The sequence below is a fragment of the Nocardioides abyssi genome (assembly GCF_030412915.1).
GTDB classification, from domain to species: domain Bacteria; phylum Actinomycetota; class Actinomycetes; order Propionibacteriales; family Nocardioidaceae; genus Nocardioides; species Nocardioides abyssi.
In genome coordinates this window covers 161,422-185,027 of the sequence record NZ_JAUHJR010000005.1, presented here as the reverse complement: position 1 = coordinate 185,027, position 23,606 = coordinate 161,422, and the positions used below count along the sequence as shown (strand labels likewise).

General features: G+C 73.5%; 23 protein-coding genes. 9 read left to right on the top strand and 14 right to left on the bottom strand.

All coding sequences use genetic code 11. The features are described from left to right. Positions 1-23 precede the first annotated feature (23 nt). From QWY29_RS13445 to QWY29_RS13430, 4 genes are all read right to left on the bottom strand, one after another. Positions 24-1,313, bottom strand: a complete 1,290-nt coding sequence (locus tag QWY29_RS13445) for an ABC transporter permease (protein WP_300961533.1) — start codon at positions 1,311-1,313, stop codon at positions 24-26. Continuing rightward, on the bottom strand, positions 1,310-2,593 hold the full coding sequence (locus QWY29_RS13440) for an ABC transporter permease (RefSeq protein ID WP_300961532.1): 1,284 nt from the start codon (positions 2,591-2,593) through the stop codon (positions 1,310-1,312). Before QWY29_RS13440 ends, QWY29_RS13445 begins: the two co-directional genes overlap by 4 nt. After that, complete coding sequence (locus QWY29_RS13435; RefSeq protein WP_300961531.1) at positions 2,590-4,104, bottom strand: ABC transporter ATP-binding protein; 1,515 nt, start codon at positions 4,102-4,104, stop codon at positions 2,590-2,592. The genes QWY29_RS13440 and QWY29_RS13435 overlap by 4 nt, the downstream gene beginning before the upstream one ends. 123 nt (positions 4,105-4,227) lie before the next feature. Next, positions 4,228-5,313, bottom strand: a complete 1,086-nt coding sequence (locus tag QWY29_RS13430) for a BMP family lipoprotein (protein ID WP_300961530.1) — start codon at positions 5,311-5,313, stop codon at positions 4,228-4,230. 213 nt (positions 5,314-5,526) lie between these two features. Between QWY29_RS13430 and QWY29_RS13425 the strand changes: the two genes are divergently transcribed. From QWY29_RS13425 to QWY29_RS13405, 5 genes are all read left to right on the top strand, one after another. After that, positions 5,527-5,985: a cytidine deaminase gene (locus QWY29_RS13425; protein ID WP_300961529.1), complete on the top strand. Its 459-nt coding sequence runs from the start codon at positions 5,527-5,529 to the stop codon at positions 5,983-5,985. A gap of 108 nt (positions 5,986-6,093) precedes the next feature. Continuing rightward, positions 6,094-7,380, top strand: a complete 1,287-nt coding sequence (locus tag QWY29_RS13420) for a thymidine phosphorylase (RefSeq protein WP_300961528.1) — start codon at positions 6,094-6,096, stop codon at positions 7,378-7,380. 35 nt (positions 7,381-7,415) lie between these two features. Further along, complete coding sequence (locus QWY29_RS13415; protein WP_300961527.1) at positions 7,416-8,921, top strand: fused MFS/spermidine synthase; 1,506 nt, start codon at positions 7,416-7,418, stop codon at positions 8,919-8,921. A gap of 107 nt (positions 8,922-9,028) precedes the next feature. Then, on the top strand, positions 9,029-10,585 hold the full coding sequence (locus QWY29_RS13410) for a sodium-dependent transporter (RefSeq protein ID WP_300961526.1): 1,557 nt from the start codon (positions 9,029-9,031) through the stop codon (positions 10,583-10,585). Beyond that, positions 10,582-10,713 carry a methionine/alanine import family NSS transporter small subunit gene (locus QWY29_RS13405; protein WP_300961525.1) on the top strand — a complete coding sequence of 44 codons (132 nt, stop codon included), beginning with the start codon at positions 10,582-10,584 and terminating at the stop codon, positions 10,711-10,713. Before QWY29_RS13410 ends, QWY29_RS13405 begins: the two co-directional genes overlap by 4 nt. Before the next feature lie 31 nt (positions 10,714-10,744). On the opposite strand, the gene QWY29_RS13400 is transcribed toward QWY29_RS13405, so the two are convergent. The 3 genes from QWY29_RS13400 to QWY29_RS13390 form a co-directional block, all read right to left on the bottom strand. Beyond that, positions 10,745-11,827, bottom strand: a complete 1,083-nt coding sequence (locus QWY29_RS13400) for an NADH:flavin oxidoreductase/NADH oxidase (protein ID WP_300961524.1) — start codon at positions 11,825-11,827, stop codon at positions 10,745-10,747. A gap of 80 nt (positions 11,828-11,907) precedes the next feature. Then, the gene (locus QWY29_RS13395) at positions 11,908-13,473 is read right to left on the bottom strand and encodes a peptide chain release factor 3 (RefSeq protein ID WP_300961523.1); all 1,566 of its coding nucleotides are present in this window, start codon (positions 13,471-13,473) and stop codon (positions 11,908-11,910) included. A gap of 9 nt (positions 13,474-13,482) precedes the next feature. Further along, positions 13,483-14,070 carry a hypothetical protein gene (locus QWY29_RS13390; protein ID WP_300961522.1) on the bottom strand — a complete coding sequence of 196 codons (588 nt, stop codon included), beginning with the start codon at positions 14,068-14,070 and terminating at the stop codon, positions 13,483-13,485. Positions 14,071-14,093: 23 nt separating this feature from the next. Between QWY29_RS13390 and QWY29_RS13385 the strand changes: the two genes are divergently transcribed. Further along, positions 14,094-14,858 carry a YqjF family protein gene (locus QWY29_RS13385; RefSeq protein ID WP_300961521.1) on the top strand — a complete coding sequence of 255 codons (765 nt, stop codon included), beginning with the start codon at positions 14,094-14,096 and terminating at the stop codon, positions 14,856-14,858. A gap of 38 nt (positions 14,859-14,896) precedes the next feature. Here QWY29_RS13385 and QWY29_RS13380 read toward each other — a convergent pair whose 3' ends face one another. Beyond that, on the bottom strand, positions 14,897-15,352 hold the full coding sequence (locus tag QWY29_RS13380; RefSeq protein WP_300961520.1) for a MaoC family dehydratase: 456 nt from the start codon (positions 15,350-15,352) through the stop codon (positions 14,897-14,899). A 54-nt stretch (positions 15,353-15,406) separates the two neighbouring features. Here QWY29_RS13380 and QWY29_RS13375 point away from each other — a divergent pair, with 54 nt between their 5' ends. Then, positions 15,407-16,498, top strand: a complete 1,092-nt coding sequence (locus tag QWY29_RS13375) for an adenosine deaminase (RefSeq protein ID WP_300961519.1) — start codon at positions 15,407-15,409, stop codon at positions 16,496-16,498. 181 nt (positions 16,499-16,679) lie between these two features. Beyond that, complete coding sequence (locus tag QWY29_RS13370; RefSeq protein WP_300961518.1) at positions 16,680-17,654, top strand: DUF559 domain-containing protein; 975 nt, start codon at positions 16,680-16,682, stop codon at positions 17,652-17,654. Positions 17,655-17,656: 2 nt separating this feature from the next. On the opposite strand, the gene QWY29_RS13365 is transcribed toward QWY29_RS13370, so the two are convergent. From QWY29_RS13365 to deoC, 4 genes are all read right to left on the bottom strand, one after another. Then, the gene (locus QWY29_RS13365) at positions 17,657-18,169 is read right to left on the bottom strand and encodes a cysteine peptidase family C39 domain-containing protein (protein WP_300961517.1); all 513 of its coding nucleotides are present in this window, start codon (positions 18,167-18,169) and stop codon (positions 17,657-17,659) included. Between the two features lie 7 nt (positions 18,170-18,176). Beyond that, complete coding sequence (locus tag QWY29_RS13360; RefSeq protein ID WP_300961516.1) at positions 18,177-18,779, bottom strand: ATP-binding protein; 603 nt, start codon at positions 18,777-18,779, stop codon at positions 18,177-18,179. Positions 18,780-18,812: 33 nt separating this feature from the next. Beyond that, positions 18,813-19,208 carry a Rieske (2Fe-2S) protein gene (locus QWY29_RS13355; protein ID WP_300961515.1) on the bottom strand — a complete coding sequence of 132 codons (396 nt, stop codon included), beginning with the start codon at positions 19,206-19,208 and terminating at the stop codon, positions 18,813-18,815. Positions 19,209-19,289: 81 nt separating this feature from the next. Further along, complete coding sequence (gene deoC / locus QWY29_RS13350) at positions 19,290-19,976, bottom strand: deoxyribose-phosphate aldolase (RefSeq protein WP_300961514.1); 687 nt, start codon at positions 19,974-19,976, stop codon at positions 19,290-19,292. Between the two features lie 69 nt (positions 19,977-20,045). Here deoC and QWY29_RS13345 point away from each other — a divergent pair, with 69 nt between their 5' ends. Then, positions 20,046-20,657 (top strand): hypothetical protein, encoded by a 612-nt coding sequence (locus QWY29_RS13345; protein WP_300961513.1) that lies wholly within the window; start codon positions 20,046-20,048, stop codon positions 20,655-20,657. A gap of 83 nt (positions 20,658-20,740) precedes the next feature. On the opposite strand, the gene QWY29_RS13340 is transcribed toward QWY29_RS13345, so the two are convergent. Both QWY29_RS13340 and QWY29_RS13335 read right to left on the bottom strand, forming a co-directional pair. Then, positions 20,741-22,396 (bottom strand): phospho-sugar mutase, encoded by a 1,656-nt coding sequence (locus QWY29_RS13340; RefSeq protein ID WP_300961512.1) that lies wholly within the window; start codon positions 22,394-22,396, stop codon positions 20,741-20,743. 167 nt (positions 22,397-22,563) lie between these two features. After that, entirely contained in the window at positions 22,564-23,568 is a 1,005-nt protein-coding gene (locus QWY29_RS13335) for an aldo/keto reductase (protein ID WP_300961511.1), read from the bottom strand. Between the last annotated feature and the right edge of the window lie 38 nt (positions 23,569-23,606).

Genomic DNA, 23,606 nt, shown 5'->3' with positions numbered 1-23,606 from the left:
TGGTGCTGGAGCTGGGCGGTTAGCTAGCCCTTGCGGTACGGCACGCCCGAGGCGGCCGGCGCCCGCGACTGGCCGACCAGGCCGGCCACGGCGAAGACCGTCACGACGTAGGGCAGCATCAGCATGAACTCGCTCGGCACCGGCGAGCCGATGACCGAGAGCACGCCCTGCAGGTTGGAGGCGAAGCCGAACAGCAGCGCCGCCAGGGTCGCGCGGATCGGGTCCCACTTGCCGAAGATGACCGCCGCCAGCGCGATGTAGCCCGCGCCGCCGGTCATCTCGCGGTTGAACTGCGAGACCGAGACCAGCGTGTAGAACGCACCGCCCGCACCGGCGATCGCGCCGGCGATGAGCACGGTGCGGTAGCGGGTGCGCACGACGTCGATGCCGACGGTGTCGGCGGCCTTGGGGTGCTCGCCGACCGCGCGGACCCGCAGGCCCCACTTGGTGCGGTAGAGCGCCCAGGTCACGACGGCGACCGCGACGTAGAGCAGGTAGACCAGCGCGGACTGGCGGAACAGGATCGGGCCGATGACCGGGATGTCGCCCAGCACCGGGATCGTGACCGGGCCCAGGCGCGGCGGGCTGTTGAGGTCCGCGGCGTTGGGGGCCAGCACCTGGCTGAACATGAAGCTCGTCAGGCCGACGATCAGCACGTTGAGCACGACACCGACGATGACCTGGTCGACGAAGTAGCTGATCGCGAAGACGCCGAGGATCAGTGCGACGAGCGCACCGGCGGCGGCCGCGCCCAGCACGCCGACCCAGGCCGAGCCCGCGACGGAGCCGACGAGCGCCGCCGCGAACGCACCGGCGAGCAGCTGCCCGTCGATGGCGATGTTGACGACGCCGACGCGCTCACCGAGGACGCCGCCGAGGGCGCCGAAGACGAGGGGTACGGCGAGCGCCAGCGCGCCGGCGAGCAGGCCGACGACCGGCAGGGTGGCGCCGGCGGCGGCCCAGCCGAGGAAGCCGATCATGCCGATGACGCTGAAGACCGCGACCAGCCACAGCGGGGTGTCGCGGTGGGCCAGGTAGCGGCGCACGGACTCGGCGGCGCACAGCGCCATGAGCACGACCGCGACCCAGGCGGTGCCGACCGCCGGGACGGTGATGTCGGGGATCTCGACGAAGTCGTTGCGGGTGGCCAGCCGGAAGCTGGTGTCACCGCTCTGCGAGCCGAGCGCGACGGCGGCCGCGAGGGCGACCGTCACCACGGCCAGGATGACCGGCGCCTTCTTGCTGACGACCGCGATGACCGGCGGCGTGTCGGTGACGGGCGCCGGCCCGGTGGTGGGGGCGGACGTGGTCACGCGGCCTCCTTGGCAGGCAGGCGGAACATCGCACGCACCAGCGGGGGAGCGGCGATGAACAGCACGATGAGGGACTGGATGACCAGGACGATGTCCACGGGGATGCCTTCGGAGGCCTGCATGGAGAAGCCGCCGGCCTTGAAGGCACCGAAGAGCAGGCCCGCGCCGAGGATGCCCAGCGGGTGGGACCGGCCGAGCAGGGCCACGGTGATGGCGTCGAAGCCGATGCCGGCGTCGAGGTCGGTGGTGACGCCCGCGGTGGTCGTGCCGAGGGTCTGGTTGACGCCGGCGAGGCCGACGAGGGCGCCGGCGATGAGCATCGCGACGACGTAGGTCCGGCCGACGTCGATGCCGGCCGTGCGCGCGGCGTGCGGGTTGACGCCCACCGCGCGGAACCGGAAGCCGAGGGCCGAGCGGCTCAGCAGCCACCACACGACCGCGACCGCGACCAGCGCGAGCACGAAGCCGAGGTGCAGGTTGAAGCGCTCGCCGAGCAGCTTGGGCATCGTGGCGCTGTCGTCCATCGGCAGCGACTTGGGGTTGATCGACCCCGGCGCCTGGAGCAGGCTCTGCCGCGAGAGGGCGTAGAACACCAGGTAGAACGCCACGTAGTTGAGCATGATCGTGACGATCACCTCGTGGGCGCCGGTGCGGGCCTTCAGCAGGCCGGCCAGGCCGGCCCACAGTGCGCCGACCGCCATGCCGACGATGATCGCCAGCGGCAGCTGGATGATCGCCGGGCCGTCGGCGTTGATGCCGATCCAGCCGGCGGCGGCACCCGCGAGCAGCATCTGGCCGCGGCCACCGATGTTGAACAGGCCGGTGCGGAACGCCAGGCCGACACCCAGGCCGGCCGCGATGAGCGGGGCGGCGAACTTGAGGGTCTCGGTCAGCGGCCGGATCTGCGCGGCGAAGTCGGCGCCGCGGGAGTTGTAGACCGAGCCGCGGAACAGCGCGCTGTAGGCCCCGGAGATCGCCTCCCACGAGGAGCGGAAGAAGTCGCTGGGCCGCGAGCCGAGGTAGCCGGCCGACTCGCGGACGGCGTCGTCGGTGACGAGGATCAGGATCGAGCCGACGACGACGGCGAGGAAGATCGACAGCACCGCCACCAGGGCGTTGCCGGTCGTGATCGCCCGCGCGACGTCGTACCACCGGCCGTTGCCGCTGGGCCGCTCCGGGTCACTGCCGGGCGTGGTCGTCACGCCGGTCGTGGCCTCGGGCGAGGGGGCGGGGATCCCCTGGGTGTGCGCCCCGGTGGAGGGCTCCTCGGGGTGGGTCATGCGACGGCTCCTGCGGGTCGTTCTCCGGTCATCATCAGGCCCAGCACCTCACGGGGGGTGTCGGCCGGCACGATCCCGACGACCTGGCCCCGGTAGAGGACCATGATCCGGTCGGCCAGCGCGACGACCTCGTCGAGCTCCGTCGAGACGACGAGCACGGGGACGCCGGAGTCGCGGGTGGCGATGATCTGCTGGTGGATGAACTCGATCGAGCCGACGTCCACGCCACGGGTGGGCTGGGCGGCCACGAGCAGGCGCAGGTCGCGCGAGAGCTCGCGGGCGACGACCACCTTCTGCTGGTTGCCGCCGGACAGGTTGCCGGCCGGCGTGTGGATGCCGGGCGCGCGGACGTCGTACTCCTGCAGCTTCTCGCGGGCGAACTCCTCCAGGCGTCCGACCTGCACCGAGCCGGCGCGGACGAAGGGGGCCCCGAAGCTGCGGTCGAGCATGAGGTTCTCGGCGATGCTGAAGGTCCCGACCAGGCCGTCGACCTGGCGGTCCTCGGGCACGAAGCCGACGCCGGCGTCGAGCACCTGGCGGACCTTGCGGCCCACCAGCTCGCGACCGTCGAGCCGGATCGAGCCCTTGACGTGCTCCTGGAGGCCCAGCAGGGCCTCGGTCAGCTCGGTCTGGCCGTTGCCCTGGACGCCCGCGACGGCGAGCACCTCGCCGGCGCGGACCTCGAAGCTGATGCCGTTGACGTGGACCATGCCCGTGCTGTCGGCGACGGTCAGGTCGCGCACGACCAGCGCCTCCTCGCCGAGCGTGGGCGCGTCCTTCTGGACGGTCAGCTCGACGGGGCGGCCGACCATGAGGGCGGCGAGCTCGGTGTTGGTGGCCGTCGGGTCGGCCTCGCCGACGACGCGGCCGCGGCGGATGACGGTGATCCGGTCGGCGACCTCGCGGACCTCGCGCAGCTTGTGGGTGATGAAGACGACCGCGGTGCCGCTGGCACGCAGCTGCCGCATGATCTCCATCAGCTCGTCGGTCTCCTGCGGGGTCAGCACGGCGGTCGGCTCGTCGAAGACCAGGACCTTGGCCTCGCGGGAGAGGACCTTGATGATCTCGACGCGCTGCTGGACGCCGACGGGCAGGTCGCCCACGACGGCGTCGGGGTCGACGTGGAAGCCGAAGCGGTCGGAGATCTCGCGCACCCGCGCGCGGGCGGCGTCGATGTCGAGGGAGCCCGCCACGCCGGTCTCCTCGTTGCCGAGCATGACGTTCTCGGCGACGGTGAAGACCGGGACGAGCATGAAGTGCTGGTGCACCATGCCGATGCCGGCGGCGATCGCGTCGCCCGGCCCGTCGAGCTGGAGCGGCTCGCCGTCGAGGACGATCTCGCCCTCGTCGGCGCGGTAGAGCCCGTAGAGCACGTTCATCAGCGTCGACTTGCCGGCGCCGTTCTCACCGAGCAGGCAGTGGATCTCACCGCCGGCGACGGTCAGGGATATCCGGTCGTTGGCGACCAGGGAGCCGAAGCGCTTCGTCACGTCGCGCAGCTCGAGTTGCATGGGTCCGTCCTAGCGGCACAGGGATGGGTGGCGGCAGGGTGCCGCGCGGATCGGCGCAGCGGCGTCCTGCACGGTACGGCAGAGGGAGGCCGACCGTGCTGGTCGACCTCCCTCTGCGCGGTGTCACTGGTTGAGGTAGCTGGTGACCTCGATGGAGCCGTCGATGATGCCGGCCTTGACCTGCTCGAGCTCGTCGGCGAGCGTGTCGGAGACCTTGTCCTCGAAGTTGTGGAACGGCGCGAGGCTCACGCCGTCGTTCTCGAGGGTGCCCACGTAGGACTCGGCGTCGAAGTTGCCCTCGCTCGCGGCCATGACGGTCTCGTAGGCCGAGATGTCCATGCCCTTCTGGATCGAGGTCAGGATGACGTCCTGCGTGGCGGGGTCGGTCTCGAACTGGTCGGCGTCGACGCCGACCATCGCGACGTCGCGGCCGGAGTCGGCGATCGCGGTGAGCGCGCCCTGGTAGATCGGGCCGCCGACCGGGAGGATCACGTCGACGTCCTGGTCGAGGAGCTGCTTGGCGGTGTTGGTCGCCTTCTCGTTGGCCTCGAAGCCGCCGGTGAAGGAGCCGTTCTTGCCGTCCCAGCCGACGACCTTGACGTCCTTGCCCTTCTCCTGGTTGTAGTACTCCACGCCCTGGCGGAAGCCGTCCATGAAGATGGTGACGGTCGGGAACGGCTGGCCGCCGAAGGTGCCGACGACGCCGGTCTTGGAGTAGTCAGCGGCCGCGTAGCCGGCCAGGAACGCCGCCTGGGCGGTGTCGTAGAGGAGCGGCTTGACGTTCTCCGCGTCCTTCTCGCCGTTGAAGTCGTTGTCGGCGGCGTCGTCGATGAGCGCGTAGTGCAGCTCGGGGTTGGCGGTGGCCGACTCGACGGTCGAGGCGGACAGCGCGAAGCCGACCGACACGATGATGTCGCAGCCCTCGGCGACCAGGCTCTCCATGTTGGGGCCGTAGTCGTTCTCGCTGTTGGACTCGACGGCCTTGGGCTCGACACCGAGCTCCTCGCCGGCCTTCTCGACGCCCTCGAACGAGAGCTGGTTGAACGACTTGTCGTCGAAGCCACCCGCGTCGGAGACGATGCAGGGGAGGAAGTCGCTCGCCTCGCTGCTGCCGCTGCCGCCCTCGTTGTCGTCCGGCGCGTCACCACAGGCCACCAGCACGGTCGACGCCGCGAAGGCGGCGATGCCGCCGATCACGGACTTCCTCATCTTGTTCAACGTGTTCCTCCGAAGCTCATCGCTCCGCCACAGGTCGGGGAGCGCCACGCGGCACCGTAACCGCTGCGACCGGCGCGCGTGGGCGCATCGGATCGTCGTCCCCGAACAGTTACCGAGTTGGAACCTGGTCCCTCGTGTGGCCGGCGGCCCGGTAGGGCACGCTGCCACCCCCGTGGTGCACTGTGCCCCGGCGAAGGAGGACAGATGGCAGACCAGGACCAGGCGTCCGAGGCCCAGCTCGAGGGCCAGCTCGCGGAGGGCGAGGACGTCGCGCTGTGGACGGGGCTGCGCGAGGCGGCCGTCGAGGCGATGCGCCGGGCCTACGCGCCGTACTCCCACTACCCCGTGGGCGCCGCCGCGCTCGTCGACGACGGACGGGTGGTGACCGGCTGCAACGTGGAGAACGCGGGGTACGGCGTCACCCTCTGCGCCGAGTGCGGCCTCGTGTCCCAGCTGGTCGTCACCGGCGGCGGCCGGCTGACCCACTTCGTGTGCGTGAACGCCGACGGCGCGGTGATCATGCCGTGCGGGCGCTGCCGCCAGCTGCTCTTCGAGCACGGCGGCCGGCGGCTGCGGGTGTGGACGGTCTCCGGCCTCAAGGGCATGGACGCCGTGCTGCCCGACGCCTTCGGGCCCGAGGACCTCGACGAGGTCGTCCACTAGTCGTGCCCTGGTCGTGCCCTGGTCGTGCCCTGGTCGTGCCCGGTCGGGACGCCGGCTCCCGCGGCCGGGGTTTCACCACCGCGGCCACGCCGGTCGTAGGGTCGCGCCATGTCTGAGCACGACGCCGTCGAGGTCATCTCCGCCAAGCGGGACCGCCAGTCCCTGACCGACTCCCAGATCGACTGGGTGGTCGCCGCCTACACCCGCGGCGACGTCGCCGACGAGCAGATGTCGTCGCTGGCGATGGCGATCCTGCTCAACGGCATGGACCAGCGCGAGATCGCCCGCTGGACCGCCGCGATGATCGCGTCGGGGGAGCGGATGGACTTCTCCGGGCTCTCCCGCCCGACCGCCGACAAGCACTCGACGGGCGGCGTGGGCGACAAGATCACCCTCCCGCTCGCGCCCCTCGTGGCCGCGCACGGCGTCGCCGTGCCCCAGCTCTCCGGCCGCGGGCTCGGCCACACCGGCGGCACGCTCGACAAGCTCGAGGCCATCCCCGGCTGGCGCGCCGCCCTGTCGAACGACGAGATGATGGAGCAGCTGGAGTCGATCGGCGCGGTCATCTGCGCGGCCGGCGACGGCCTGGCCCCTGCGGACAAGAAGCTCTACGCGCTGCGCGACGTCACCGGCACCGTGGAGGCGATCCCGCTGATCGCCTCCTCGATCATGAGCAAGAAGATCGCCGAGGGCACCGGCGCGCTGGTCCTCGACGTCAAGGTCGGGTCCGGTGCGTTCATGAAGGACGTCGACCGCGCCCGCGAGCTCGCCGGGACCATGGTCGCGCTGGGCACCGACGCCGGCGTCCGCACCACCGCGCTGCTGACCGACATGGCCACCCCGCTCGGCCGCACCGCCGGCAACGCGATCGAGGTCGCCGAGTCCGTCGAGGTGCTCGCCGGCGGCGGGCCCGCCGACGTCGTCGAGCTGACCCTCGCCCTGGCCCGCGAGATGCTGGCCGGCGCCGGGATCACCGACGTCGACCCGGCCGACAAGCTGGCCGACGGCTCGGCGATGGACGCCTGGAAGGCGATGATCCGCGCCCAGGACGGCGACCCCGACGCCGAGCTCCCCACCGCCCGCGAGCAGCACGTCGTCAACGCGCCGTCCACCGGCGTGCTCACCCGGCTCGACGCGATGTCGGTCGGGCTCGCGGCCTGGCGCCTCGGCGCCGGCCGGGCCCGCAAGGAGGACCCGGTGCAGGCCGGCGCCGGCGTCGTCTGGCACGCCCGCCCCGGTGACGCCGTCACCGAGGGCCAGCCGCTCTTCACCCTGCTCACCGACGACGAGCACCGCTTCGAGCGGGCGCTCGCCTCGCTCGAGGGCGGGTACGACGTCGCGCCCGAGGGCACGGACTTCACGCCCGACCCGCTGGTCATCGACCGGATCGGCTGAGCCGGCCCGACCGCTGCTGGCTCGGAGGGGGACGGATGGCGGCGCAGCAAGGGCGGGGGAGAGGGCGGGGGCCCGGTCCGCGTGAGCTGGCCGCCCTCGTCGTCGGCGCCTCCGCCGCGGTCCTCGTCGTCGAGCTGGTCGCGCTGCGCCTGCTCGCGCCGTACCTCGGGCTGACGCTCGAGACCAACACGCTGGTCATCGGTCTCGCGCTCGCCGCCATCGCGCTGGGCTCGTGGGGCGGTGGCCGCGCGGCCGACGTCGTCGACCCGCGCCGCACGCTCGCTCCGCTGCTCGGCGTCTCCGGGGTGGTGGTCGCGGCGACACCGTTCCTCGTCCGCGGTGCGGCGGAGACCGCGGGCGGGCCCGTGCTGCTGCTCGCCGCCGCGGTCACGATCGGGGTGCCCGGCGCGCTGCTGTCGGCGGTCACGCCGATGGCGACCAAGCTCGCGCTGACCTCGTTGGCCGAGACCGGCGCGGTGGTCGGCCGGCTCTCGGGCCTCTCGACGGCCGGCTCGATCGCCGGGACGGTGCTCACCGGCTTCGTGCTCGTCTCGGCGGTGCCGGTCAGCGGCATCCTGGTCGGGCTGGGGGCCCTGCTGGTGCTGGTCGCCGCGGTGGTCGGGGTCCGGGTGCAGGGCGCCCGCGGTGCGGCTCCGGTGCTCGCGCTGGTGGTCGGCGGGACCGGGCTCGGCGCGCTCGGCGCCGTGGTCGCCCCGGGCGGGTGCGACGTGGAGACCCGCTACCACTGCGCCCGGGTCCAGACCGACCCCGAGCGGGCCTCCGGGCGGGTGCTGGTCCTCGACGGCCTGCGCCACTCCTACGTCGACCTCGCCGACCCCACCCACCTGGAGTTCGAGTACGTCCAGGCGATCGCGTCCGTCGTGGACGCGTCGTTCCCCGCGGGTGAACCGCTGGCGGCGTACCACCTCGGCGGGGGCGGGCTCACCCTCCCGCGCTACCTCGCCGAGGTGCGCCCCGGCACCGCGAGCCTGGTCTCCGAGATCGACCCGGGCGTCGTGGCGGTCGACCGCGACCTGCTCGGGCTCGAGACCGGGCCGCGGCTGGAGGTCCGCGTCGAGGACGGCCGGCTCGGGCTCGACCGGCTGACCGACGACAGCCGCGACCTCGTCGTCGGCGACGCGTTCGGCGGCGTCAGCGTCCCGTGGCACCTGACCACCCGCGAGGCGGTGGGGGAAGTACGACGCGTGCTCCGCGACGAGGGCGTGTACGCCGCCAACCTCATCGACCGCGGACCGCTCGCCTTCGCCCGCGCGCAGGTGGCCACCCTGCGCGAGGTGTTCGACCACGTGGCGCTCGTCGCGCGGCCCGGTGCGTTCCGCCGGGTCGACGGCGGCAACCTGGTGGTCGTCGCGTCCGACCGGCCGCTCGACCTCGCCGCCGTCACCCGGTCGCTGGGCGACCGCGGCCTGGGGTGGACGGCTCGCGCCGACGCCGACCTCGACGGCTGGGTCAGCGACGCCGAGGTGCTGACCGACGACCACGCACCGGTCGACCAGCTGCTCACCCACGCCGCCGGCTGAGCCCCGACACGCGGGCGCTGCCCGACGTTGCGGCCGGGGCGTTCGGGGGCACAGGCTGTGCGCACCAGTCGGTGCGAGCCGCACCCGGTCGGACCAGGAGGAGCCACGTGACGACATCGCCGCCGGACCAGCAGGAGCGACGGGGAGCGTTCTCGTCGCGCCGGGTCTTCATCCTCGCCGCGATCGGGTCGGCCGTCGGGCTGGGCAACATCTGGCGCTTCCCCTACGTCGCCTACGAGAACGGCGGCGGCGCGTTCGTCGTCCCCTACCTCGTGGCGCTGCTGACCGCCGGCATCCCGTTCCTCTTCCTCGACTACGCGCTCGGCCACCGGCACCGCGGCTCGGCGCCGCTGTCGTTCGCCCGGCAGTCGCGGGCGACCGAGGCGCTCGGGTGGTGGCAGGTCGGGATCTGCTTCATGATCGCGATCTACTACGCCGCGGTCATCGCCTACGCGGTGCGCTACACGTTCTTCTCGGTCGGGCAGTCGTGGGGCGACGACCCGGAGGGCTACTTCTTCGAGGAGTTCCTGCGGGTCGAGGGCTCCGGCATCACCACCGAGGTCGTCGTCGGCGTGCTCGTGCCGCTGCTCATCGTGTGGGCGGCGGTGCTGCTGATCATGGGCCTCGGCGTCCAGAACGGCATCGGCGCGAGCTCGGTGGTCTTCATCCCGCTGCTCGTCGTCGCGTTCGCGGTGCTCGTGGTCCGCTCGCTGTTCCTGCCCGGCGCCGCGGCCGGCCTCGACCAGCTCTTCACGCCCGACTGGGGCGCACTGACCAACGCGTCGGTGTGGGCGGCGGCTTTCGGCCAGATCTTCTTCTCGCTGTCGATCGGCTTCGGCATCATGATCACCTACGCCTCCTACGTCGGTCGGCGCACCGACATGACCGGGTCGGGCTTCGTCGTCGGGTTCGCCAACTCCGGCTTCGAGCTGCTCGCCGGCATCGGCGTCTTCGCGGCGCTCGGCTTCATGGCGCAGGCCAACGGGGTCGCGGTCGACGAGGTGGTCGCCGACGGCATCGGCCTGGCCTTCGTCGCGTTCCCGGCGATCATCAGCGAGGCGCCGGGAGGTGCGCTGATCGGGGTGCTGTTCTTCGGCTCGCTGGTCATCGCCGGCCTCACCTCGCTGGTCAGCGTGCTCGAGGTCGTCGTCTCGGCGGTCCGCGACAAGCTCGAGCTCTCCCGGCTCACCGCTGTCGCCGTCGTCGGCGGGCCCGCCGCCCTCGTCAGCCTGGTGCTCTTCTCGACCACCAGCGGCCTCTCGGTGCTCGACATCGTCGACTACTTCATCAACCGGTTCGGCATCCTGCTCGTCGCCGTCGTCTCGATGGTCGTGCTGGCCTGGTTCGTCCGGGCCCTGCCCGGCCTCGCCGGCCACCTCAACCGGCACGGGTCGATCCGGCTCGGCCGGGTCTGGATGGCGCTGGTGGCGGTCGTGGCGCCGCTCGCGCTGGCCTTCGTGCTCGCGCGCGACTTCCTCGACACCCTCGACAAGCCGTACGGCGGCTACCCGGGCTGGATGCTCGGCGTCTTCGGCTGGGGTGCGGCCGGGCTCGTGCTGGTGCTCGGCCTCGTGCTGGCCCGGCTGCCCTGGCACCGCTCGGTCGACCTCACGCCCGCCGGGTCGACGAGCCACGCTGCGAACGACGAGGAGGAGGCCCGATGAGCACCGAGGCGATCGTGATGATGGTGGTGGCGATGGTCGTCCTGTGGGGCGGGCTCGGCGCGGCGGTGGTCAACCTCCTGCGCCAGGACACCTCCGGCGAGCCCGACCACACCCACCGCGACCTCTGACCCCCGGGCCGGGCCCGGGGATCAGCACGGGTCAGCGGGCCGCGCGTCGGTACTGCGCGGGCCAGAGGTCGAGCCCCTCGGGGCCGGCCTCGACGCCGAGCTCCTGCGCGGCGCGCAGCGGCCAGTGCGGGTCGCGGAGCAGCTCGCGGGCGAGCAGCACGACGTCGGCCGAGCCGTCGGCGAGCACGTCCTCGGCCTGCTTCGGCTCGGTGATCAGGCCGACCGCCCCGGCGGGGACGCCGGCCTCGGTGCGCACCCGGCGCGCGAACGGCACCTGGTAGCCGGGCTCGACCGGGATGTCGGCGGGCGCGTTGCCGCCGGTGGAGGTGTCGACGAGGTCGACGCCCTCCTCGCGCAGCAGCCCGGCGAGGCGGACGGTCTCGTCGGCGGTCCAGCCGCCCTCGAGCCAGTCGGTCGCGGAGAGCCGCACGAGGAGCGGTACGCCGGCGGAGACCCGGCCGCGGACCTCGCGGACCACCTCCAGGACCAGCCGGGTGCGGCCGGCGAAGTCGCCGCCGTACTCGTCGGTGCGGTGGTTGGAGAGCGGCGAGAGGAACTCGTGGAGCAGGTAGCCGTGGGCCGCGTGCACCTCGAGCACGTCGAAGCCGGCGGCGACCGCGCGCTCGGCGGCGTCGCCGAACGCGCTCACCACCCGGCGGATGCCGGCGGTGTCGAGCTCCTCGACGTCGTCGCGGAGACCGGGGTACGCCGCCTCCGACGGCCCGACCGGTCGCCAGCCGCCGTCGGCGTCCGGGACGCCGCCCCGACGACCGTCGAAGCCGGAGTGCGTCGACGCCTTGCGGCCGGCGTGGGCCAGCTGGATCCCGGCGGCGGCGCCCTGGCCCTTGACGAAGTCGACGATCCGCGCCCAGGCGGCCTGCTGCTCGTCGTTCCACAGCCCGGTGTCGTCGGGGGAGATCCGCCCCTCGGGCACGACCGCCGTGGCCTCGCTGATCACCAGGCCGGCGCCGCCGCGCGCGAACGAGCCGAGGTGCACCAGGTGCCAGTCGTTCGGCACCCCGTCGACCGCGGAGTACTGGCACATCGGCGCCACCCACACCCGGTTGCGGACGGTGACGTCGCGGAGGGTGATCGGGGTGAAGAGCTGGCTCACGGGGTGCTGCCTCCTGCACGGGGTCGCGGATGGTCCACGTGCCCCAACCGCAAGACCGCGCTGCGGATTCCTCGGGTGGGTCAGCCGCCGCCGGCCGGGAGCGCCTCGAGCAGGATGTCGGGGTTGTCGCGGGCGGTGACCTTGGCGCGCCACTGGTCGACGAAGAGCGCGAGGTGGGTGCCGTCGCTGCGCTGGAGCACCTCGACGCCACGCATCCCGGCCAGCGCCTCGGCGCCGGCGGCGTCGGTGCGGCGGGCGAGCTGGAAGTCGAGCCGGCTGAACCGGATCGGCGCGTTGAACTCGTGGGTCATCCGGTCCTCGACGACCTCGAACTGCATGGGCCCGACGGCGGCGAGGACGGGGTTCTGGTCGCCGCGGAGGTCCGAGCGGAGCACCTGGACGACGCCCTCCTGGTCCAGCTGCTCGATGCCGCGGCGGAACTGCTTGTAGCGGCCGATGTCGCCGGCGCTCGCGGTCACGAAGTGCTCGGGGGCGAAGGTCGGGACGGGCGGGTACTCCACCGGGTCGCCGGTGTAGATCGTGTCGCCCACGCGCAGGGCGTTGGCGTTGACCAGGCCGATGATGTCGCCGGGCTCGGCGGTCTCCACCGAGGTGGTCTCGCGGCCGAAGACCGCCTGGGCGAACTTGGTCGCGAACGGCCGGCCGGTCGCCGCGTGGGTCACGACCATCCCGCGCTCGAAGGTGCCGGAGACGACGCGGGCGTAGGCGAGCCGGTCGCGGTGGGCGGAGTTCATGCCCGACTGCACCTTGAAGACGAACGCGCTGAAGTCGTCCTCCACGCGGCGTACCGTCCCGTCGACGCCCTCGGTGGCGCCCGGCGCGGGCGCGAGGTCGAGCAGCAGGTCGAGGAGCTGGGCGACGCCGAAGTTCTGCAGCGCAGAGGCGAACATGACCGGCGTCGTGCGCCCGGCGAGGAACCCGTCCTGGTCGTGGTCGGCCTCGTCGAGGCCGAGCAGCTCGTGCTCCTCGACCGCGTCGGACCACACCTGGGCGTCGGCCTCGTCGACCTCGCCGGGGGCCAGCCGCACCTCGGGCGCGCGGGTCGCGCCGCCGGCGGTGCGGGTGTACTTCACGAAGTCGCCGGTGCGGCGGTCCAGCACGCCGCGGAAGTCGCCGGCCTCGCCGACCGGCCAGGTCAGGGGGGTGGGACGCAGCCCGATCTTCTCCTGGATGAGGTCCATCAGGCCGAGCGCGGAGAGGCCGGGGCGGTCCCACTTGTTGATGACGGTGATGACCGGGATGCCGCGCAGCGCGCAGACGCGGAAGAGCTTCAGCGTCTGCGGCTCGAGCCCCTTGCCCGCGTCGACCAGCATCACCGCGGAGTCGACCGCGGACAGCACGCGGTAGGTGTCCTCGGAGAAGTCGCTGTGGCCCGGGGTGTCGACGAGGTTGACGACGTGGTCGCGGTAGACGAACTGCAGCGCCGCCGAGGTGATCGAGATGCCGCGGGCCTTCTCCATCGCCATCCAGTCCGAGACCGTGGCGCGGCGGGCGCCCTTGCCGTGCACGGCGCCGGCCTCGTTGATCGCGCGGGCATGCAGCGCGAGCGCCTCGGTCAGCGTGGACTTGCCGGCGTCGGGGTGGCTGATGACGGCGAAGGTACGGCGGGGGCGAGCATCGGGCACCCCGGAAACCTACGCGGTGCGGGCGCCGTTCCCCGTTTCGGCGCCGGGCACGACCCGCAGCAGCTCGTTGGTGAACCGGCCGCCCCGCAGACCGCCGCGGTCGTGGCTGCTGACCACGACCCCCGCCTCGAGGTCGAGGGCGAGGTCGGTGTGCGTGGGCAGGACGCCGGGCGGCGGAGGGACCCGGTCGTCACCGTGCTCGAGCCGCTCGGAGACCTCGGAGAAGACCAGCGGGCAGCACGAGCAGACGGGGTCGTAGCCGTCGACGGCCCGGGCGGAGAACGCGACGACCGGTCTCCCGAGCAGCTCGGTGCGGCGCACGTCGGTGATCTCCACGCCCTCGGTCAGCTCGTGGGGGTCGAGCATCGCCGACCACAGGTAGTTGGTGGGGTACGGCTCGAGCGGGCGGACGTCCCACGACGAGGGGGGTGCGCCGCGCTCGCGGACCCGCTCGCCCTCGGGCAGGCGGACCGCGTCGAGCTCGCCGTGGCGGAGCGTGGCGCGGACGTGGTCGTGCGGCGAGCGGTGCACCAGCTCGAGCTCGGTCCACCGCTCGTGCGCGGTCGCCGCCAGGCGGCGTACGTCGTCGGGCGTCACGAGCCGCAGCCTAGGCTGGCCGGGTGGAGCAGCCGGTCGTCGAGGACGTCTCGCCGCGGGCGCCGGAGCTCACCGGCCCGGTGATGATGGGTCAGCAGTGGCGCGACCTGACCTTCCTGCACTGGGCGGTCGACCCGGCCGTCGTCGCCGACCGGATGCCGGCCGGCGTGCGGCCCGACACCCTCGACGGGCGCACCTACGTCGGGCTGGTGCCCTTCCGGATGGTCGGCGCCGGGGTCGGTCGCGGGCCGGGTGTGCCGTACCTCGGGTCGTTCCTCGAGACCAACGTCCGGCTCTACTCCGTGGACTCCACCGGCCGCCGCGGCGTCGTCTTCCTCAGCCTCGACGCTGACCGCGCGGCGGTCGTCCTGGGCGCCCGCGCGGCCTTCGGCCTGCCCTACCGCTGGGCGCGGATGCGGTACGCCGAGGAGGGCGACGTCCGCACGTACAACGCCCGCCTGCTGCGACCGGGCCCGCCGGTGCGCAGCCACGTCTCGGTCCGGGTCGGCGCGCCGCGCGAGGCGACCGCCCTCGACCACTTCCTGTCCGCGCGCTGGGGGCTGCACGTGCGCTGGTGGGGCCGCACGCTGCACGTCCCCAACCGGCACGAGCCCTGGCCGCTGCACGACGCCGAGGTGCTCGCCCTCGACGACCAGCTCGTCGCCTCCGTCGGCCTGCCCGGGCTGGTCGACCGTCCGCCGGACCACGTCGCGCACAGCCCCGGCGTGCGCACCGTGTTCGGGCTGCCCGGCGACGCCCGGCGTCCGCGTCGGCCGGCTGTGTCCTGACCCCAGCGGCAGGCGCTGCGCCGTGACTGCGGGGAAGCTCAGTCGGCGAGGAGCAGGACGACGGTCTCGGCGACGCAGGCGGGCTTGGTCTCGCCCTCGATCTCGACGGTGTACTTGATGACGGCCTGCTTGCCGGCGGGGATGTCGGTGACCTCGCCGAAGGCGACGTGGCCGCGGACGCGCTTGCCGACCAGGAGCGGGTTGGGGAAGCGGACCTTGTTGACGCCGTAGTTCAGCTTCGCGCCGGGGGTGTCGAGGGTGAAGACCTGGCTGCCGAGCCACGGCACCAGCGACAGGGTCAGGTAGCCGTGGGCGATGGTCCCGCCGAAGGGGCCGGTCTTCGAACGCTCGACGTCGACGTGGATCCACTGGTGGTCGCCGGTGGCCTCGGCGAACAGGTCCACCCGGGCCTGGTCGATCTCCACCCAGTCGGTCGAGCCGATGTCGGTGCCGGCCGCCGCAGCGACCTCCTCGAAGGTGGAGAACGTGCGCATGGGTGCTCCTTGCAGCGATGTCGTGGTCGAGCAGCGGGGTGCTTGGATGTCGGCATGCAAGATAGTGCTTCCGCCCCGCTGACGAAGGAGCAGGTGCGCCAGGCACCGAAGGTCCTCCTGCACGACCACCTCGACGGCGGCCTGCGCCCGCAGACGATCGTCGAGCTCGCGGCCGGCAACGGCCACCGGCTCCCGGTCGCCGGGGGTGCCGAGGAGCTCGGCCGCTGGTTCACCGAGTCGGCCGACTCGGGCTCGCTGGAGCGCTACCTCGAGACCTTCGACCACACCGTCGGCGTCATGCAGACCGCCGACGCGCTGACCCGCGTCGCCCGCGAGTGCGTCGAGGACCTGGTCGAGGACGGTGTCGTGTACGCCGAGGTCCGCTACGCCCCCGAGCAGCACGTCCAGGGCGGGCTCGGCCTCGACGAGGTGGTCGCGGCGGTGCAGCGCGGCTTCGACGAGGGCTGCGCGGGCGCCGGTGACCGGATCGTCGTGCGCCAGCTGTTGACCGCCATGCGGCACCAGGCCCGCTCGATGGAGATCGCCGAGCTCGCCGTCGCCTGGCGCGACCGCGGCGTCGCCGGCTTCGACATCGCGGGTGCGGAGGCGGGCTACCCGCCCACCCGGCACCTCGACGCGTTCGAGTACCTCCAGCGCGAGAACTCCCACTTCACCATCCACGCCGGCGAGGCCTTCGGCACGCCCTCGATCTGGCAGGCCATCCAGTGGTGCGGCGCCGACCGGCTCGGCCACGGGGTGCGGATCATCGACGACATCACCGTCGACGAGGACGGCCGCGTCGAGCTCGGTCGCCTGGCGGCGTACGTCCGTGACAAGCGGATCCCGCTCGAGATGTGCCCGAAGTCCAACCTCCAGACCGGCGCGGCCTCCTCGATCGCCGAGCACCCCATCGGCCTGCTGAAGGACCTGAAGTTCCGCGTCACCGTCAACACCGACAACCGGCTGATGAGCGGCACCTCGATGACCGAGGAGATGTGGTCGCTGGTCGAGGCGTTCGGCTACGGCGTGCGCGACCTCGAGTGGTTCACCATCAACGCGATGAAGTCGGCCTTCCTGCCCTTCGACCAGCGCCTCGAGATCATCTCCTCGGTCATCAAGCCGGGGTACGCCGCGCTCGCCGGCTGATCCTGGCCGGCTGACTGCGGACGTCATACGGACGGAGCACCCGCTTCCACCCTCCGGATGACGTCCGCGGTGCCCTGCCCGTGGGCCGCGAGCGGTGCACAGGGTGCCGGACCGGCGCGGTCGTCCACAGCCGGGTCGTCGAGCAGCCGTCACGGACGCCGGCGGCGGCGAGCGTGGACACATGCCTGCGCAGCCGCACCACGACCTCCCCGCCCTCGTCGCCGCCCGTCGTCTCGCGACCGCCCAGGGCGGGGTGGTGTCGCGGCGCCAGCTCTACGCGGTCGGCCTCACCCGGTGGCAGGTGCGCGGGCAGGTGCGGGCGCGGCGGTGGCAACGGGTCGGCGACCAGTCGGTGTGCCTGCACAACGCAGCGATCAGCGACGTCGGCCACCACTGGGCGGCGGTCTTCCAGGGTGGGCCGCGCGCGTACCTCGACGGCGCATCGGCCTTGGTGGCGGGCGGCCTGCAGCGGTACGAGGTCGACCGGGTCCGGGTGTCGGTGCCGCGCGGGGCACGGGTGCGGCGGGACCGCCGCTACGACATCCGGCAGACGCGGCGCTGGGACGCCGGGGACGTCGTGCCGACCGGGGTGCCCCGCGCGCGGCCGGCCACGGCTGCGGTCCGCGCGGCACTCTGGGCGCGGACCGACCGGCAGGCGGCCTACCTCCTGACCCTGACGGTGCAGCAGGGCCTCGCGACCGCGGAGGAGGTGGGCAGCGAGGCGCTGCGGGTGCGACGGGACCGCCGCCGCGTGCTGGTCCAGCAGGTGGTGCACGAGCTGCTCGAGGGGGCGCGGACGCTGGACGAGGCAGCGATCGTGCGGGAGCTGGTGCGCCGCGGCCTGCCGGCGCCGGCCCGGCAGGTCGTCCGGCGGGGACGCCACGGCCGGTACGTCCTCGACCTGCACTGGCCCGGTCACCGCCTGGTCGTCGAGGTCGACGGCATCCAGCACGCCTGGGCCGAGCACGTCGTGGGCGACGCCGTCAGGCAGAACGACCTCGTCCTGACCGGCGAGCGGGTCCTGCGCGTCCCGATGCTGGGGCTGCGGCTCGAGCCGGACACGTTCTACGGCCAGATCGAGCAGGCTCTCGCCGCGGGGCCGGTCCAGGACCGGGACGTCATGCGGACGGAGCACCCGCTCGCTCGGTCCGGATGACGTCAGCGGCCGGCCGGGGCGACGACGAACCAGGGTCGGTCCCAACCGGCCACGCGGAGCCGGCCGGCCTCGAAGGCGTCGCGGGTGACGGTCACCAGGCCACCGTGCGAGGGGTCGTAGAGGCGCATCCGGCGCTCGTCGGCCTCGAGCACGAGCACCACGTGGCGCGGCAGCAGCCGGTTGCCGACGTAGAGCGCGGCCGGGGCGGGGGCGTCGCGCAGCGTGGACCAGCGCGCACGTCGGACGCGGTGGCGCACGCCGGTGACCAGCGTCAGCTCGCGCGCGACGGCCCACGGCGGGGTGCCGATCGCCCGCGGCCACGGCAGCTGGGCGCGGCCGTCCCGGGAGCGCGGGCCGGTCACCCGCCGGTGCAGCGCGAGCACCTCGGCCACGAAGGAGCGGCGAGCGGTGGCGGCGTACTCCTCGTCGGCGAGCATGTGGGCCGCGACCAGCACCGAGGCCCCGCAGGAGAGCCGGTCGGGCTGGCGCATCGCGGCGCCCCACGGCGGGGTCACGGCCGGGTCACGGGGTGGCGGCGAGCCGGGCGACGTCGGCGCATGCCTCGTCGGGGGTCATCGGGACGCAGCCCTTCGCGACCGCGTCGGCGACGACCTCGCGCTGGGCGCGCATCAGGGCGACGCCGCGGCGGACCAGCACCAGCGGCGGCTTGCGGTGCTCGCGCAGGTCGCGCTGGAGGCGGAGCCAGAAGGTGCGGAGGTGGGAGCGGCGGATGCAGTACGCCGCGGCGAGCAGCCCGGCCTCGCGCGCCGGCCGGACCACGTCGGGGGCGAAGATCCCCTCGGCCACGAAGAACCGTGACCCGTGGAGGTCGAGCGTCTGCCACCCGCAGCGGCCGTCCTGCGCGATGTCGTAGACCGGCACGTCCGCGCGGCCCTCCTCGCACAGCGTGCGCATCGTGGCGAGGGCGTCGTCGGGCAGCCAGGAGTCCGGGTGGTCCCAGTCGACCAGGCCGGCGTTGGCGCCGTGCTCGATGCGCGGGAGCGTCGGGTCTCCGCCGGACTTGTAGAAGTCGTCGAGCCGCAGCACCGGGAGCCCGATCCGTTCGGCGAGCCGGGACTTGCCCGACCCGGAGGGGCCGGCGAGGACGATCACCCGAGCGCGCACCGGGTCATCCTGCCGTGCGCCGGGCCGGAGTCCTCAGTCGACCTCGACGCGGTCCCCGACGACGCGGGCGCGGCCACGCCGCAGCGTGAGCACCTTGGAGTACGCCGCCACGAACTGCCGGTAGCCACGCGCCGGGCCGTGGTAGCCGAGGAAGCCCCGCGGCCCCTCGACCATGGCGCCGGTGCGGACGTCGTACTTGCTCTGGTGCCACGGGCAGACCAGGCAGCCGTCCTCGTCGACGTGACCCTTGCTCAGGTCGGCCAGCTGGTGGCGGCACCGGCGCGAGACCGCGAACGGCTCGCCCGTGCGCTCGGTCGGGTCCGTGGTGTCGGTCGTCCGGCGCAGCCCCACCACCCACTGCCCGACGAGGCGGACCTTGCCGCCGGCCAGCTCGGCGAGGGGGACGCTGGTGCGCTTGTCGTCGCTCATGCCGGGCCGGTACCCCGTCCGGCCCGGTCAGTAGCGGCCAGCCGCCCGCAAGCAGCCGGTCAGCAGCCGGTCAGCAGCCGCTCAGTAGCCGGAGCCGGAGGCGGGCTGATCGGCGGAGGAGAGCAGGGCACGGCTGCCGGAGACGCCGAGGCGGGTGGCGCCGGCGGCCATCATCGTGCGGGCCTGCTCGAGCGTCCGGACGCCGCCGGAGGCCTTGACCTGGAGGTCGGGGACGGTCTCGGCCATCAGCCGGACGGCCGCCTCGGCGGCACCGCCGGAGGGGTGGAAGCCGGTGGAGGTCTTGACGAAGTCGGCGCCCGCGGCGGCGGCCGCACGGCACGCCCCGACGATCTCGTCGTCGGTCAGCGCGGCGGACTCGATGATCACTTTGAGCACGGTCGGCGCGGGAGCTGCGGCGCGGACGGCGGCGATGTCGGCCTCGATGGCGTCGAACCGGCCCTCCTTGGCCGCGCCGACGTCGATGACCATGTCGATCTCGTCGGCACCGAGCGCGACCGACTCGGCGGCCTCGGCGGCCTTGACCGCGGAGGTGTGCTTGCCGCTGGGGAAGCCGCACACGACGGCGACCTTGAGGTCGCTGCCCGCGGGGACGGCGACGGGCAGCATCGAGGGCGACACGCACACCGAGTACGTGCCGAGCTCGACGGCCTCGGCCACCAGTGCCTCGACGTCGGCGTGGGTGGCCTCCGGCTTCAGCAGGGTGTGGTCGATGGCCTGGGCGACCTGGGCGACGGAGGGTTCGTTCACCGCCTCAGCATAGGCTCGGGGGAGGGCCTGCCGGGACGGCGGGCGGAGCGGATCGAGGAGGAGCGACCGGTGGTCGAGGCAGGACCCGGCGAGGTCACCGAGCGGTTCCACCCCACCAACGGCCGGGCGGCCGGCGCCCTCGCGCTCGTCGCAGCGGTCGGCACCCTCGTCCTCGGCATCGTCGACGACTTCCCCGCACCGATCGTCGCCGGTGCGTTCCTCGTCGGGGTGCTCGCGTGGGCCGCGCTGCTCAAGCCGCGCGTGCGGGTCGCCGACGACCGCCTGGTGCTGCACAACATGGTCGAGGACGTCTCGATCCCGCTCGCGGCGATCGACCAGCTGGCCGTGCGGCAGGTGCTGGCCGTGCGGGTGGGGGACAGGCGCTACGTCTCGCCCGCCATCGGCCACAGCCTGCGCACGACGCTCGCCTCGACGCGGCCCCCGACGCGCGACCCGCGCCGCGGCGACGTGCTCGCGACCCCGAAGACCCCGCCGTACGCCGACGTCGTCGAGAACCGGATCACCCAGCTGGTCGACGAGGAGCGCAAGCGGCGCGGCCTCCGGCGCGGCTCGCCCGAGGTCGCGGCGCTCGCCGCCGACGTACGACGCACCCCGGCTTGGCTCGAGATCGCCCTGCTCACCGCCGGGGTCGTCGCGCTCGTGGTGACGCTCGTCGTCTGAGGCCGGCCTGCTTGCCGGCGGGTCTCGAGACGGCTGCCAGCGCGACCTCCTCGACCGGTCGGGAGGGCCGGCCGGCGGGCGGGTCAGATGCCGGCGGCGGCCTTGATGCCGGACCGGAGGGCGTCGAGCCGGCCGACGGCGTGGATGCGGGCGGCGTCGACGCCGTCCTCCGGGTCGACGGGGACGACGACCTCGAGGTAGCACTTCAGCTTGGGCTCCGTCCCGCTCGGACGTACGACGACGCGCGCGCCGCCTGCGAGGGAGTAGCGCAGCCCCTCGGTCGGCGGCAGGTCGGCTGAGCCGGTGGCGAGGTCGTCGACCCGCTCGACGGCGAGCCCACCCAGCTCGGTCGGCGGGGTCGAGCGGAGCCGCTCCATGGCGGCGGCGATCTCGCCGAGGTCGGTGACCCGCACCGAGAGCTGGTCGGTCGCGTGCAGGCCGTGCTCGAGCGCGATGTCGTCGAGCAGGTCGGTGAGACCGCGGCCCTCGGCCTTCGCGCGGGCGGCGAGCTCGCAGAGGAGGAGCAGCGCGGAGACGCCGTCCTTGTCCTTCACGTGCTCGGGGTCGACGCAGTAGCCGAGCGCCTCCTCGTAGCCGAAGGCGAGCCCCTCGACCCGACCGATCCACTTGAAGCCGGTCAGCGTCTCGGCGTACGGCTGGCCGTGCGCCGCGGCCATCTTGCCCAGCAGCGAGGAGGAGACGATCGAGGTGGCGTAGGTGCCCTGCTTGCCGGCGGTCAGCAGCGCGTGGGCGAGCAGCGCGCCGACCTCGTCACCGCGCAGCATCCGCCAGCCGTGGGGGCCGGGGACGGCGGCGGCGCAGCGGTCGGCGTCGGGGTCGTTGGCGACGACGAGGTCCGCGCCGTGCTGCGCGGCCAGCGCCATCGCGAGGTCCATCGCGCCGGGCTCCTCGGGGTTGGGGAACGCGACGGTCGGGAAGTCGGGGTCGGGCTGCTCCTGCTCGGCGACGACGCGCGGCTCGGAGAAGCCGGCCGACTCCAGCACCTGCGCGACGGCCGTGCCGCCGACGCCGTGGAGCGGGGTGTAGACGATGTCGAGGTCGCGGGCGCCGTCGGGCGCGAGGCCGGCGACGGTGTCGAGGTAGCGGTCGACGATGCCCTCGTCGAGCACCGCCCCGACGGTGCCCCGGGGCACGTCGGCGAGCGCGCCGACGGCCGCGATCCGGGCCGCGATCTCCTCGTCGGCGGGCGGCACGATCTGGCTGCCGTCGCCGAGGTAGACCTTGTAGCCGTTGTCCTCCGGCGGGTTGTGGCTGGCGGTGACCATCACGCCGGCCGAGCAGCCGAGCTCGCGGATCGCGTAGGCCAGCAGCGGGGTCGGCAACGGCCGGGGCAGCACGTGCGCGACCAGGCCGGCCCCGGTCACCACCTCCGCGGTGTCGCGGGCGTAGACGTCGCTGTCGTGCCGGGCGTCGTACCCGATGACGACGGGGCCGGTGGCGCCGGAGTCCTTGAGGTACGCCACCAGGCCGGCGGCCGCGCGGGTGACGACGGTCCGGTTCATCCGGTTCGGGCCGGCGCCGATCGCGCCGCGCAGGCCGGCCGTGCCGAACTCCAGCGTCCCGTCGAACCGGTCGGCCAGGTCCGCGGTCGCCCCGTCGTCCCCGGCCTCGACCCGGGCGACGACCTGCTCGAGCTCCTCGCGGGTGCGCGGGTCGGGGTCCTCGGCGATCCAGGCGCGGGCGGCGTCGAGCAGGGCGGGAACGTCGGTGTTCGTCACCGGCCCACCCTACGATCCCGCCGCCTGCCGCCGGTCGAGCAGGAGGGCCGCCAGGCCCGACGGTGACGAGACCCCGTGAGGGACGCAGAGCCTGGGGGGCCGTGGGTCGCTCACGGGGTCTCGTCGAGGCTCGCCAGGGCTCGCTGCTCGACCAGCGATCGGGTGCGTCAGGCGTCGATGCTGGACATGTCGCCGTACCGGTCGCCGACGACCGCGTCGCGCGGGACGGCCTCGTCGAGCCGGCGCAGCACGTCGGCGTCGACCGCTACGTCCAGGGCGCCGACGTTCTCCTCCAGGTAGCGCACCCGCTTGGTGCCGGGGATCGGCGCCACGTCGTCGCCCTGCGCGAGCACCCACGCGAGCGCGAGCTGGCCGGGCGTGCAGCCGAGCTCCTCGGCGATCTCGCGGATGCGGGCGACCAGCTGCAGGTTGGCGCGCAGGCCCTCGCCGTTGAGGCGGGGGAAGTACGCCGAGCGGCGCGAGTCGTCCTCGGCCAGCGACGACTCGTCGGTGATGGCGCCGGTGAGGATGCCGCGGCCGAGCGGGGAGTAGGGCACCAGGCCGATGCCGAGCTCGCGGATCGTCGGGAGGATCTCGTCCTCGAGGTCGCGGGTGAACAGGGAGTACTCGGTCTGCAGCGCCGTGATCGGGTGCACCGCGTGCGCCCGGCGGATCGTCGCTGCGGACGCCTCGGACAGGCCGAGGTGGCGCACCTTGCCGGCCTGCACCAGCTCGGCCATCGCGCCCACGGTCTCCTCGATCGGGACCGTCTTGTCGACGCGGTGCTGGTAGTAGAGGTCGATGTGGTCGACGCCGAGGCGGGAGAGCGAGGCGTCGCAGGCGGACCGGACGTACTCGGGCCGGCCGTTGACGCCCACGCGGGTGCCGTCGGGTCGTCGCTCGTTGCCGAACTTCGTCGCGAGCTGCACCTCGTCGCGGCGGTCCTTGATGGCCGCGCCGACCAGCTGCTCGTTGGTGAACGGGCCGTACATGTCGGCGGTGTCGAGGAACGTCACGCCGAGGTCGAGGGCGCGGTGGATGGTCTCGGTCGCGGTCGCCTCGTCGGCGGTGCCGTAGAACTCCGACATCCCCATGCAGCCCAGCCCGAGGGCCGAGACCGTGAGGGAGGAGGCGGTGCCGAGGGTGCGCTGCTGCGTCACGGGTGTGGTCATGACCCCATCGAACGCCTGCCGTCCAAGCCGGGTCCGTG